Origin of the sequence: Bernardetia aquimarina, assembly GCF_042180575.1 — a bacterium.
In the GTDB taxonomy this organism is placed as follows: domain Bacteria; phylum Bacteroidota; class Bacteroidia; order Cytophagales; family Bernardetiaceae; genus Bernardetia.
In genome coordinates this window covers 5,225,203-5,237,432 of the sequence record NZ_CP170094.1, presented here as the reverse complement: position 1 = coordinate 5,237,432, position 12,230 = coordinate 5,225,203, and the positions used below count along the sequence as shown (strand labels likewise).

Genomic DNA, 12,230 nt, shown 5'->3' with positions numbered 1-12,230 from the left:
CCGTAATTAGGTTTCTTCTCCTATCAGTACACCTTCAAGGTGTCAGATAGTTCATTTTATTAACTGTACTGACACTTATGAAAGTGTCTGACAGATTTACTTTTTTGAAAACCAAAAGTGTATGAGTATAACAGAAAAATAGTAGCTTTACTAAAAAACGCATTTTTTTCTCACAAAACAAAACGTAACTTACAAATAATTACTAAATAACGACGAATTAAATCAGAAAAATCATTTTTATAATCTTGTTCAATGTTAGAAAAAACACAGGGAATCGTTTTAGGATTTACAAGATATAGCGAAACGTCTATTATTTGCCGAATTTTCACCAAAAAGTTTGGCTTAAATTCCTATATCATAAATGGAGTACGACAAAAAAGCAAAACAAGCGCACGCAAAATGGCTTTGTATCAACCTCTAACTATTTTAGATTTGGTTATTTATTACAAAGAAAATAAAGGACTTTTACGTATTTCGGATTCTTCTATCGATCACCCTTTTAGAAGTCTTCCCTTTGAACCCAAAAAATCAAGTATTGCTCTTTTTATTACTGAAATTCTTAGAAAAGCCTTACAAGAAGAAGGAGCAAATGAAGAATTATTTATTTTTCTGACAGAAAGTGTTATTTTTTTAGATGATACAGAAACAGAATACGAAAATTTTCATATTCAATTTTTATTAAAATTAATTCCTTTTTTGGGTTTTGGAACAGATTCAGCAGAAGATTTTTTTGAATTAGAACCACCTCAATTTGAAATCAATAAAATGACAACCGATTATGTAAATGCACTTATGAAACTAGAATATAGTGATTATTTGCCAATGAATGGAAAAATGCGTCGAATGTTTTTATATTGGATTTTGGCTTTTTATCGAAATCACTTAGAAGATTTTGGATTTGTGCGTTCGCTGGCTATTCTGAAAGAAATTTTTGAAGAAGAGTAGAACAATTACCAGTTATCTGTGAATTTCATTACTTCTTTGATGCTCTATTAAATCTGTGGTTCAAAACTGTATTTCAACTACACTAATATTATAATCTCAGTTTCTTAGAAGACACAAAATTTCTAAACAAGAGTAAAAAAACTATATGTAGAAACGATTTTTACCCCTCTAATCAAAACTTTCTATTGTAAAATAGCGAATAAATCGTTTTTTTTGTAGAACCTAAAATATAGAATACAAAAAGTAAACCTTAGCACACACAACACAAACTATGGCAGAATCAAAAAGTCCTGATAAAACAAGTACACATAGTAGTCCTTCTAAATCTGAAAAGGAAAATGTACAGCTTAATATCAATGAAGATGCAAACAAACAGCTTGTTTTTCAACTTCAAGCCAAGCTAGACAAAGTAAAATTAGGAGGAGGACAGAAAAAAATAGACAAACACAAATCTAAAGGAAAACTAACAGCTAGAGAGCGTATCAATTACCTTTTGGATAAAGATGAAGAAGGAAATACTACCTATTTTAATGAAATCGGAGCTTTTGTAGGCGATGATATGTACAATGAGTGGGGAGGTTGTCCGTCTGGTGGTGTAGTTACTGGTTTGGGACATGTAAGTGGAAGACTTTGTGTAATTGTAGCAAATGATGCCACCGTAAAGGCTGGAGCGTGGTTTCCAATTACAGGAAAAAAGAATCTGAGAGCGCAAGAAATAGCCATGGAAAACCGAATTCCTATTATTTATTTGGTGGACAGTGCAGGAATATTTTTGCCTTTGCAAGACGAAATTTTTGCAGATAAAGAACATTTTGGTAGAGTTTTTAGAAATAATGCACACATGTCTGCTGAAGGAATTGTGCAAGTTTCTGCTATTATGGGAAGTTGTGTGGCTGGTGGTGCATATTTGCCAATTATGTCAGATGAAGCCTTGATTGTAGAGGGAACTGGTTCAGTATTTTTAGCAGGACCTTATCTTGTCAAGTCTGCCATAGGCGAAGATATAGACCAAGAAACATTAGGAGGAGCTTCTACGCATTGTGAAATTTCGGGAGTTACTGACAATAAATATCCAAATGACGAGGCATGTCTTGATGCAATTCGTAATATTATGGATAAAATTGGAGAGCCTGATAGTGCAGGTTTTAACCGTTCAGAGCCAACACTTCCTAGCAAAGACATGGAGGAAATTTACAGACTTTTACCTGCTGACCGTACAAAACCGTATGATATGCGAGATATTATCGAAAGAATAGTAGATAATTCGGAGTTTGAAGAATACAAAAAAGAGTATGGCAAAACGATTTTGTGTGGACATGCACGAATAGATGGCTGGTCAGTTGGAATTGTAGCCAACCAAAGAACCATTTTGAAGAGTGGTAAAAAAGAAATGCAAATGGGTGGTGTTGTTTACTCAGATTCTGCCGATAAAGCAGCTCGTTTTATAATGACATGTAACCAAAAGAAAATTCCACTTTTATTTTTGCACGATGTTACTGGTTTTATGGTGGGTAGTCGTTCCGAACATGGAGGAATTATTAAAGATGGTGCAAAGCTCGTTTCTGCAATGGCAAATAGTGTCGTTCCTAAATTTACAATCGTAGTTGGTAATTCGTATGGTGCTGGAAATTATGCCATGTGTGGAAAGGCGTATGACCCTCGTTTGATGCTTGCATTTCCGACGGCTAAAATTGCTGTTATGAGTGGTGCATCGGCTGCAAAGACACTTTTACAGATTAAAGTAGGTTCTGAAAAAGCACAAGGAAGAGAAGTTTCGAAGGAAGAGGAAGAAAAATTATTAGCAGAAATCACAGCGAGTTATGAAAAGCAAACTACGCCTTATTATGCTGCTGCACGTCTTTGGATTGATGCCATTATTGACCCTATGGAAACTCGTCAGATTATTTCGATGGGAATTGAAGCTGCTAATCAAGCTCCAATTACAAAGCGTTATAATGTAGGCGCAATTCAAACCTAAAATCAGTTACCAGTAAGTAGTAACCAGTTAAATACGAAAAAGCGAATGATTTATTATGAATCATTCGCTTTTTTGCAGTACAGACCAATTTAAAATACAAGATAATTTTTAGCAATAAAGGAAAATACAAAAATTGTCAGAGAACCATAAGTTACTCGTTAGTCTCAATTAACTCCAAAGCCTTATCGACCATATTTGCAGAACCCACATAATACGTAGTTCGTTGGTGCAAAGAATCTGGTTCAATATCCATAATACGTACACGTCCGTCATACGCTTTTCCTCCTGCTTGTTCGGCAATAAATGCTAAAGGATTACACTCATATAGTAATCTCAATTTTCCTTTTGGTGTTTTTTCTGTACTTGGATAAATAAAAATTCCACCTTTTAGCATATTTCTATGAAAATCTGCTACCAAAGAACCAATATAACGAGCTTTATATTCGCCTTCTTCTTTGCAAAATTCAATGTATTTTTTTACACCTGCTGTAAAACCTAAAAACCCACCTTCATTACAAGAATAAGTTTTGCTATCTTTTGGAATATCCAAGTTAGTTCGTGTAAGCAAAAACTCTCCTCCTTTTGGGTCATACGTAAAAATATGAACGCCATTTCCTGTTGTGAAAACAAGAGCCGTAGCCGTTCCATACAAAACATAACCACCAATAAGTTGTTCTGTACCTTTTTGCAAAACATCTTCTACTTTTGGCTTAGTTCCTTTCGGAGATTTGCGCTTAAAAACTGAAAAAATAGTTCCAATAGAAACATTTACATCAATATTTGAAGAACCATCCAAAGGATCCATTGCCACAACATATTCAGCATCATTATTATCCATCAAAATAATATCTTCCTCTTCTTCCGAACCTACCACACAAACTAAATTACTTTCTCTAAAAGTAGTAACAAAAAGTGTGTTGGCAAGTACATCCAGCTTTTGCTGTTCTTCGCCTTGTACATTGCTAGAACCTGCTGTTCCGTACAAATCTGTAATAGCAGCACGAGAAACATGAGCATGAACTGTTTTGGCAGTACGAGCAATAGAATGTAATAAATGGTCTAATTCGGAAAGTGGAGCAGGAAGATTTGCTTCATTATCTTTTAAAAATTGGCGTAAAGTGGTTTTTTGACTCATATCGATTTTAAATAATTACGTTTTTTTTGTGGAATAAGTAAAAAGGAGCATCTATTATGAAATGAAACTTTAATTCTTATTATTTTATGATGCAAAATTAGCCATTTCTAAAGGTTTTACAATATTTTATACTACTATTTTTATAGAACACAGATTTTTACGGATTGTACAGAAATACACAGATTTTGAATTTATAATGCAACGTTTTTAAGTTTTTTTACGAATAGGGAAAGAATATCATCAGAATTACCCTTCCCACAGAATAATATTTTATATAAAACTCATTTTTACTCACTAAATTATTTTATTATGAAAATGTACAATTACGTATTTACGATTCTCTTATTTTTGGGAAGCTATTTTATTTCAGATATTGCTTTTGCACAGCGAACTATTACAGGAACAGTTACGGCAAGTGATGGAAGTGGAGGTTTACCAGGAGCAACTGTTCAAGTAAAAGGAACAAATACAGGAACTTCAACAGATATGGAAGGAAAATATTCAATTACTATTCCTGAAGGAAATGATGTTTTGGTTTTTATGTTTGTAGGATTTGAAAACAAAGAAGTTACTATCGGAAAACAGACAGTTATTGATGTAGAGTTAGAAGAAAATACACAACTTCAAGAAGTAGTGGTTACAGGACAACATATAGAAAAAAGGCGAGAATCACTTTCTTATTCTCTTTCTGGAAAAGCAGCAGGGGTTCAAGTAAAAGGAGGTAAGCATATCAGAATAAGAGGAGCTAAAAGTAAAAGAAAAGCAAAAAATACTTCTTATAAAAAATCAAATACAGAAAGTTATGCTACAAAAGAAGAAAATAGTTTTCATTCTGTTTCTCAAAATCCTCTTTCTACTTTTTCTATTGATGTTGATAAGGCTTCTTATTCTAATGTTCGTCGTTTTTTGAATGATGGTGAAATGCCTCCACAAGATGCTGTTAGAGTAGAAGAAATGATAAATTATTTCAATTACAACTATCAAGAACCAACTGGAAAACATCCTTTTGGAGTTACGACAGAATACGGAAATTGTGCTTGGAACGAAAATCATAAACTTGTTTTGGTAGGATTACAAGCCAAAAAAATCAAAAAGGACAATTTACCAAATAGTAATATTGTTTTTCTGCTTGATGTTTCGGGTTCGATGAGTGATTATAATAAATTGCCTTTACTCAAAAAAGGACTTACAGAGCTTGTAAAGGAACTGAGAGAAAAAGATAGAGTTTCGATTGTCGTTTATGCAGGTGCAGCAGGTGTAGTTTTGCCTTCTACTTCTGGAGCTAAAAAAGAAGAGATTATTGCAGCTTTAGACCAACTTAGCGCAGGTGGAAGTACAGCTGGAGGACAAGGAATAGAACTAGCATACAAAATAGCAAAAGAAAATTTCATCAAGGATGGAACAAACCGTGTTATTTTATGTACTGATGGCGATTTTAATGTAGGTGCTTCTTCGGATGGCGATATGAAAAGATTGATAGAAAAAGAACGTGAAAGTGGTATTTTCTTGACGTGTTTGGGTTTTGGAATGGGAAATTATAAAGACTCTAAGCTAGAAATGTTGGCTGATAAAGGAAACGGAAATTATGGCTACATTGATGATTTTCAAGAAGCTAGAAGAATGTTAGTTACAGAGTTTTCAGGAACGCTTTTTACCCTTGCAAAAGATGTAAAAATTCAGATTGAGTTTAATCCAAATTATGTAGCTGCCTATCGTTTGGTTGGTTATGAAAACCGTCTTTTGAATGAAGAAGATTTTGATGATGATACCAAAGATGCTGGAGAAATAGGTGTAGGACATACCGTAACGGCTCTTTATGAAATTATTCCTGTCGGTGTAAAATCTAGTTTTCTACCCAAAGAAGACAAAAAGGGAAAGCAATTAAAGTATCAAAACTCAGAAGTTTCAGAAGCAGCAGGAAGTCAAGAACTGATGACGGTAAAGTTTCGTTACAAAGAACCTGATGGCAAGAAAAGCACAAAGTTTGAAGAAGTTGTTATGAATGAAGTTACAACAAATAATTCTGAAAATTTTATTTGGACAAATGCTGTTGCTATGTTTGGAATGATTCTGACAGATTCAAAATACAAAAAAGAAAAAGATTCAGAGTTGTATAAATGGATTTTGGAAAATGCTCCCAGCGCAAAAACAAAAGATGAAGATGGTTATAGAGGAGAGTTTATTCGCCTTGTCAAAACGGCTGAATCATTGAAGAAATAAATGAAATTTACTATGTATTTGTTGGTTTCGCAGTACTAAAAAACCAATAAAGGTTGTATTATTTTTTCTTAGGGTTGAGTTTGGACACCCAACTCTAAGAAAAATGAGTATTAACTTCGCTGTCTTACAGTTCTTAAACGACTTCAAAGCCTATTTATTAGAGTAAAAAACTTGAATAAATTGAAGATTGATTATAATATTATTTTGGCTTGCCATAAAAACTCATCCATTAAAATTTAAAAAGGCAACTTTTTTGCATTGTTTAGAGTAGAAATAAATATAATCCTATCTTAAAGTTACCTTAATTATTTTTTTACCCTAATGAAGTCAAATAGTCGATCAAAAAATACCTCAGACAGTACAGATTCTGCTGAAGGTGATATTTCAGCCAAACACAATAACACATTAATAAAATCTAAAAAACCGATTCATTCTTTTACTAGAGGAATTTATTTTCTTCTTGTTCTGAGTGGATTTTTATTTATGGCATCTTCTTGTAAGCCTTCTGTCAAAAAACACACAGAAAATGCTCGTCAGTTGATGTTAGAAGGAAAGTTTGAAGAAGCGATTCCTATTTTGAATACTGCCATTAAAAAAAACTCTAGTAGTCATGAAGCCTATAATTTGCGTGGTGCTGCTTATTTAGAGTTAGATAGATTCGAAAAAGCAAAAGAAGATTTAGATAAAGCAATCAAACTTCACAAAAAAGATTATCGATATTTTTATAATAGAGCAAAAGCAAAAAAAATACTCAAAGAATATGAAGCTGCCATCGAAGATTACAATAAAGCCATCGAACTCAATGAACATGTCGCAGATATGTATTTAGAGCGAGGACAACTTTTTTTGACATTACAAAAAGGAAATGAATCTGTAAAAGATTTGGATAAAGCTGTTATGCTCAATGCTTCCGAAAAAATGGCGTATTACAATCGTGCAGAGGCACATTATCTGCTTCATGAACTAAAAGATGCTGTTACTGATTTAGAAAAATGTGTTCGTTTGGATGAGCAATTTGGAAAAGGACACTATCGTTTGGCTCAAATTGCCTTAGAAATAAATCAAAATAGAGCAAATAGAGATATTTGTTTGCATCTCAAATCAGCTATAAAAGGAGGTTGTCCAGAAGCTGAATTATTGATAAACAAAGTCTGTCGTTAATCACAAACTCATTTTCATTTGATACAAATCAAACCCTTTTGCCCAAAAGTCTTTTTCTACTTTTTCTAGCTCAAACCCTACTTTTTGATAAAATTTATACGCCAACTGACTTGTTCTGACTATAATAAGATTGATTTCTTTACTCTTAATATGATTTATTCTATATAAAAGAAGTTTTTTACCAATCCCAAGACCTTGAAAATCTGGATGAATAATATCCCACGAAATACGAGCTAAATTTGGACTGCTGTTGGTAGCTTTATCAATGGCATCATTATTAAAAAAATAGTTAATTCCACCACAACCAACAATTTGATTTGTAACTTCGTCCTTTATGACAAAATAATCTTCCTTGTGTTTGTCCAAATATTCTACAAATTCTTCTTCTTCCGAACTATCAAAGTAAGTCGGAGTATTGAGTTGAATTAATTTGATAAGTTGATTTTTATCTTTTTCGGTGTAGATTCTAATTTTTTGCATTTTTTATTTATGTATCACAGACTTCCCTGTCTGTATAGAGATTATACTATATTTATGAATGAATTTTTTACTTTTATGGGAATGGGGATTGAACATATTCTTCAGTTTCCAGAAGGTTATGACCATTTACTTTTTATTTTGGCATTGAGTGCAATTTACACTTTTTCTGAATGGAGAAAAGTTTTTTTGCTCGTTACTGCGTTTACAGTAGGTCATTCCGTTACGCTTTTACTGACTGTTTCGGGTATTTCGCCTATTCCTAGCTCTGTTATTGAATGGCTGATTCCCTTGACAATTATTATTGTTTGTATCTTAAATTTTGTTACAAAAATAGAAGATAAGGCAAAAAATATAGATTCAACTACTTTAGATTTTCCAAACAAAGATGAGCAAATCACATCTCCGACAATGGTTCGTCGTTATAGTATTGCATTACTTTTTGGGTTGATACACGGTTTGGGTTTTGCAAATTATTTACGTCAAATGCTTCCCAATTCTTTATTTTCGCCTCTTTTGGGTTTTAATATTGGTTTAGAAGTCGCTCAAATTTTTGTGGTTGTAATAGGTCTTCTTATAGGGTTTTTAGTAATTAAATACCTTAACTTGACAAAAAATCGTTGGAAAATAGTCCTTTCAGCTATTGTTCTTGTTTTTGCCTTGCATCTTTTTGTGATGCAGACATTGGCTTTGTTTGGATAAAAATGATAATGGTATCAATAAATTTTTATGAGTATAGTTAAAGCCCTTTTTGGTAATACTAAAAAATATATAGAAAATATTTTTTTTGGAGAAATTCAAATCCGTAAATTAAAAAATGGCAATTTCCTTTTTATTTCTAAACGTCATTTCTCTCCTATAAAAAAGAAAATTGAAATAAGCATAGAAGGAAATGAGTTTGATAAACTGGATTTTGCAAACTCTTTTTTTGAGAAAATAGAATTTTCTTATCAAGAAATAACTTATGCAGTTACTCCAATTATTGAAGATACATTGAAAAATTGGAAAGAAGATTTTAAAATAATAAATTTTTATAAAGAATTTCGACCTATATATTTGCACCTTCCTATCAATGAATCTACTCAAAGTAATTGGGAGATAGTTTTTGAAACAATACATGACCCAAATCATCAGTTCACAATAATTATGTCAGATATGGAGGCTAAAGAAATAAATATAGATGGATAAACTAAAAGCCACAAATAAAAATGTTCTAAAAAAGCATTTCCAAGCTAGTTTGTAAAACTCCTCCCATATTTCTTGCTTTCAAAAACTTATCATTTTTATAAAAGTCAGCTAGTTCCTCTCTAAGCTGAACTACATTTTCTTTTGGCGAAATAGGTTCTTTTCGCATTGCTTTCAATAAATCTTTTACTGAATGAACTGATGCTTTTATGCGTTGTGCCATAAGTGAACGCTCTTCTTTTTGATATTGCTGAACGGTGGCTGGTGTCATCATATCAATTCCCAACTGAATAATCGGATTATTTTCTTTGAAATATTGAGGCATATAGACAATTCTTCGTCCTTCAAAAGATTGTTGGTCAAAATCTATGGCACGGATTCGATAATGTACTTCCTCAAAATCAGGGGTAATATCAATCACAAAATTATTGGAGTGCATATCTCCCAAAAGACGAACAAAACAACGTTCATTAAACTTTACAAACTCTTTTGCTAGACGAATTTTATTAAATTCTAAATCTTCCAATCTTTCCTTTATAAATTGGTATCCAGGGATTCCTGCAATATGTTCTTCTATAAGTGTCTGTTTATGAACTAGATAATTTATTCTATTAGGCGAAATCATATCTTCTAATTCTAATCCATAGACCCTAGAAGCATCTGCTTGTTTTATATAATAATAATCAAAATTATCATTGATTTGATTTACAACTCGGACACGAAACGGTTTTGTATTTCCATACGAACACAAATCTACTCTATCGATATACAAATGTTGCATTACCGAAAGGTCGCCATCTGCTTTTAGCATGGCATAGATTTTCTTCAAACCATCATAAATTTCTTTCATGTCTTCTGAGGCATAAAAAACAGTTAGCCACAATGTATCTTCACCCTTTTTATCATACAAATTTATCGAACTTGTAAAGCGAGTAAGGTCAGAATACGAAACTGGAATATCAATTTCTTTTTTATACTCTATCAAAAACTTGCGTAATGGTTCATTGATAGGATAAATTGTTTTCTTCTTTTTGATTAAGGTCATAAATGAAAAGTTTGAAATAATAGGTATGAAAAAGGACTATACGCTACTATTTTAACATGAACTCGGTATTATAATTTATGTATTTATCAGTCTAAGTGACTGAGCAAAATAAAACATATCTAAAAAAGAATTATAAAATGGAAATTTAAACTGTCAAGAGACCTTTGAGGTGTCAGACAGATTTTGTTAACCTATAAATAATTTTGCCCAGTTACTTATGTTTCTTTATTAGCTGATTTGCGAACTATCTTGTCAGCACACCTTCAAGGTGTCAGACAATTTAGCCCAACATAGCTGTCTGACACTCTGAAGTGTCTGACAGGGATATAAAGCACTCATTTAGAAACAATAAGTCATTGGTATTCAATGCATTACATTCGTAATTTTTAATTAGCTTCGCTGCTTTAGCAGGTCGTAATCATTCCTTATTTACTAATTCCGTAGAAAAGCGTAAAAAATGCTGATGGAAATAGTTGTTTATTTTCTGCCAATCCCATAATTTCCACTTTTTTTGAATAAGCATCGATCATCATTCCAGCCTCAAAACCCACTTGAGAGCCTTTAAAAGCACTAAACTCTAATGCTAGAGAAGTTTTTAGACTTGCTCCTAGCTGTATTTTGGCTGCTGTCATACGTTTGGCAAATGAGCCTGTTCCTAACACAGCTTCAAAAGAAGTATGTACATTTGGGTCGTATTGTTCAGTTCTGACTATTTCGTTAGTAAACTGATAATCAATAATATAAGGAGCTACAATTCCGATAGTTGGTCCTACTGCACCAATCGCATTAACTTGAATGCCACGCTCTTCTGCCTTTCTAAACAAAACCCATTCTCTACCATATTGAGGACGCAAAACATACAAAAAATTGCGTTTTCCAGGTGTAAAAAACTCACCTGTCAGACGGCTTGCTCTGCGCTGTTCTTTTGGATGCCTTACATCAACAAGCTCTAATGAAAAACTATGATACATCGTTTCATTTATTGCCTTTGAATAACGAAAAGCAAAACCACCAATTAATCCAGATTGTGTATTCAGATTAATGCCGTACACAAACTGCGTTTCATAATCAAAATCATCAGAATTATTTTGTGAAAAAGAAGAAAAACTAATAAAAAATGCTGTTAGAAAAAAAATAAATAATTTCATATATAAATAAATAATTTTGAAATTGCGATAAAATAACTGAAATGCTTTTTCTCACATTTATACTCAAATGTAATTAAGATTTAGAAAATTTGTTGACTTATCAGTTCTAAAAATGATTTTGGTTGAGTGTCAAATAAATACCAGTGAGTTATAATTTTTTGTAAATATACATAGAAAATCATCTTAGTAGATTAACCTAAAAAAATGAATTGTGTTTAAAAGTCCTAAAATGCTATTTGAGACTAAATTTTTATCAAATAAGATAGAAATAGAATAGTATTTGCTTTCTTTGCTAAGAAAATTAAAATAAATAATTCTATCGTCATAAAAAAAATCCTTATTATGTTAGCTCAAAATAAAACAAAATTTTCTTTATTATTTGTCTTTTTATTTTTGATAAATGGATTTTTTAATTTTTCTTTTGCTCAAAATGTTATTTCTGATGAGGAAAGAAAATTATTTACCACCATAGAAAACCTTGAGCCTTTAGGGATTGTCTATGAAAATGCAAGTGCAGGTGAAGAAATAGAAAAAGAAGATTATGGCGATGGCTCACTCCTTTATACCTACGAATTTGAAGATTCTGATTTGTGGTTGCACGAACTTATTTGGATAGAATCTTCGGCACAAGCAGCTAACTTTACTTATGAAGCCTACGGAGAAGCTAGTAAAACCTATCTTTCAGAGGGACTGATTTTGTCGGCTTTTAGGGTAATTAATTTACCAAACTCAAATGCTGATGTTGTGGTAGCTGATGTTTATAATGAAAAACAAAAAAAAGTAGGCTCTATTGTTCGTTTTAAAGAAAGAAATGTAAGTGGAATGCTTATTTTGATAGGAATGGAATTTCAAGAAAAGGTAATGGAAAAATTCTTGAATACAGAATTTCAACAGATGAATCAAACTTGCTCTAAACTTTCGCTTTGGAGATAATCT

General features: G+C 32.2%; 11 protein-coding genes. 7 read left to right on the top strand and 4 right to left on the bottom strand.

The annotated features are described in order from the left end of the window. Positions 1–252: 252 nt before the first annotated feature. The gene (gene recO, locus ACE193_RS22650; RefSeq protein WP_375560460.1) at positions 253–945 is read left to right on the top strand and encodes a DNA repair protein RecO; all 693 of its coding nucleotides are present in this window, start codon (positions 253–255) and stop codon (positions 943–945) included. A 271-nt stretch (positions 946–1,216) separates the two neighbouring features. Beyond that, on the top strand, positions 1,217–2,923 hold the full coding sequence (locus ACE193_RS22645) for an acyl-CoA carboxylase subunit beta (RefSeq protein WP_375560459.1): 1,707 nt from the start codon (positions 1,217–1,219) through the stop codon (positions 2,921–2,923). Between the two features lie 151 nt (positions 2,924–3,074). On the opposite strand, the gene fbp is transcribed toward ACE193_RS22645, so the two are convergent. Continuing rightward, a complete protein-coding gene (fbp, locus tag ACE193_RS22640; RefSeq protein WP_375560458.1) occupies positions 3,075–4,058 on the bottom strand; it encodes a class 1 fructose-bisphosphatase in 984 nt (327 codons plus the stop codon). Positions 4,059–4,367: 309 nt separating this feature from the next. Here fbp and ACE193_RS22635 point away from each other — a divergent pair, with 309 nt between their 5' ends. Further along, on the top strand, positions 4,368–6,278 hold the full coding sequence (locus tag ACE193_RS22635) for a von Willebrand factor type A domain-containing protein (RefSeq protein WP_375560457.1): 1,911 nt from the start codon (positions 4,368–4,370) through the stop codon (positions 6,276–6,278). Positions 6,279–6,599: 321 nt separating this feature from the next. After that, positions 6,600–7,439: a tetratricopeptide repeat protein gene (locus tag ACE193_RS22630; RefSeq protein ID WP_375560456.1), complete on the top strand. Its 840-nt coding sequence runs from the start codon at positions 6,600–6,602 to the stop codon at positions 7,437–7,439. Here the strand turns inward: ACE193_RS22630 and ACE193_RS22625 are convergent, their stop codons facing one another. Continuing rightward, positions 7,440–7,919, bottom strand: a complete 480-nt coding sequence (locus ACE193_RS22625; protein ID WP_375560455.1) for a GNAT family N-acetyltransferase — start codon at positions 7,917–7,919, stop codon at positions 7,440–7,442. A 54-nt stretch (positions 7,920–7,973) separates the two neighbouring features. Between ACE193_RS22625 and ACE193_RS22620 the strand changes: the two genes are divergently transcribed. Both ACE193_RS22620 and ACE193_RS22615 read left to right on the top strand, forming a co-directional pair. Further along, the gene (locus tag ACE193_RS22620) at positions 7,974–8,618 is read left to right on the top strand and encodes a HupE/UreJ family protein (RefSeq protein WP_375560454.1); all 645 of its coding nucleotides are present in this window, start codon (positions 7,974–7,976) and stop codon (positions 8,616–8,618) included. Between the two features lie 27 nt (positions 8,619–8,645). Further along, positions 8,646–9,104, top strand: a complete 459-nt coding sequence (locus ACE193_RS22615; protein WP_375560453.1) for a hypothetical protein — start codon at positions 8,646–8,648, stop codon at positions 9,102–9,104. A gap of 25 nt (positions 9,105–9,129) precedes the next feature. Here the strand turns inward: ACE193_RS22615 and ACE193_RS22610 are convergent, their stop codons facing one another. Together ACE193_RS22610 and ACE193_RS22605 are read right to left on the bottom strand one after the other, a co-directional pair. After that, a complete protein-coding gene (locus tag ACE193_RS22610) occupies positions 9,130–10,146 on the bottom strand; it encodes a hypothetical protein (RefSeq protein ID WP_375560452.1) in 1,017 nt (338 codons plus the stop codon). 425 nt (positions 10,147–10,571) lie between these two features. Then, positions 10,572–11,294 carry a hypothetical protein gene (locus ACE193_RS22605; protein ID WP_375560451.1) on the bottom strand — a complete coding sequence of 241 codons (723 nt, stop codon included), beginning with the start codon at positions 11,292–11,294 and terminating at the stop codon, positions 10,572–10,574. Positions 11,295–11,636: 342 nt separating this feature from the next. Between ACE193_RS22605 and ACE193_RS22600 the strand changes: the two genes are divergently transcribed. Further along, entirely contained in the window at positions 11,637–12,227 is a 591-nt protein-coding gene (locus ACE193_RS22600; RefSeq protein WP_375560450.1) for a hypothetical protein, read from the top strand. The last annotated feature ends 3 nt before the right edge of the window (positions 12,228–12,230 follow it).

Bases quoted from the DNA above. Each gene is read 5' to 3' on its own strand.
- ACE193_RS22620 (WP_375560454.1), top strand. From the start codon at position 7,974: ATGAATGAATTTTTTACTTTTATGGGAATGGGGATTGAACATATTCTT.
- ACE193_RS22645 (WP_375560459.1), top strand. From the start codon at position 1,217: ATGGCAGAATCAAAAAGTCCTGATAAAACAAGTACACATAGTAGTCCT.
- ACE193_RS22605 (WP_375560451.1), bottom strand. From the start codon at position 11,294: ATGAAATTATTTATTTTTTTTCTAACAGCATTTTTTATTAGTTTTTCT.
- recO (WP_375560460.1), top strand. From the start codon at position 253: ATGTTAGAAAAAACACAGGGAATCGTTTTAGGATTTACAAGATATAGC.
- ACE193_RS22630 (WP_375560456.1), top strand. From the start codon at position 6,600: ATGAAGTCAAATAGTCGATCAAAAAATACCTCAGACAGTACAGATTCT.
- ACE193_RS22635 (WP_375560457.1), top strand. From the start codon at position 4,368: ATGAAAATGTACAATTACGTATTTACGATTCTCTTATTTTTGGGAAGC.
- fbp (WP_375560458.1), bottom strand. From the start codon at position 4,058: ATGAGTCAAAAAACCACTTTACGCCAATTTTTAAAAGATAATGAAGCA.
- ACE193_RS22615 (WP_375560453.1), top strand. From the start codon at position 8,646: ATGAGTATAGTTAAAGCCCTTTTTGGTAATACTAAAAAATATATAGAA.
- ACE193_RS22610 (WP_375560452.1), bottom strand. From the start codon at position 10,146: ATGACCTTAATCAAAAAGAAGAAAACAATTTATCCTATCAATGAACCA.
- ACE193_RS22600 (WP_375560450.1), top strand. From the start codon at position 11,637: ATGTTAGCTCAAAATAAAACAAAATTTTCTTTATTATTTGTCTTTTTA.
- ACE193_RS22625 (WP_375560455.1), bottom strand. From the start codon at position 7,919: ATGCAAAAAATTAGAATCTACACCGAAAAAGATAAAAATCAACTTATC.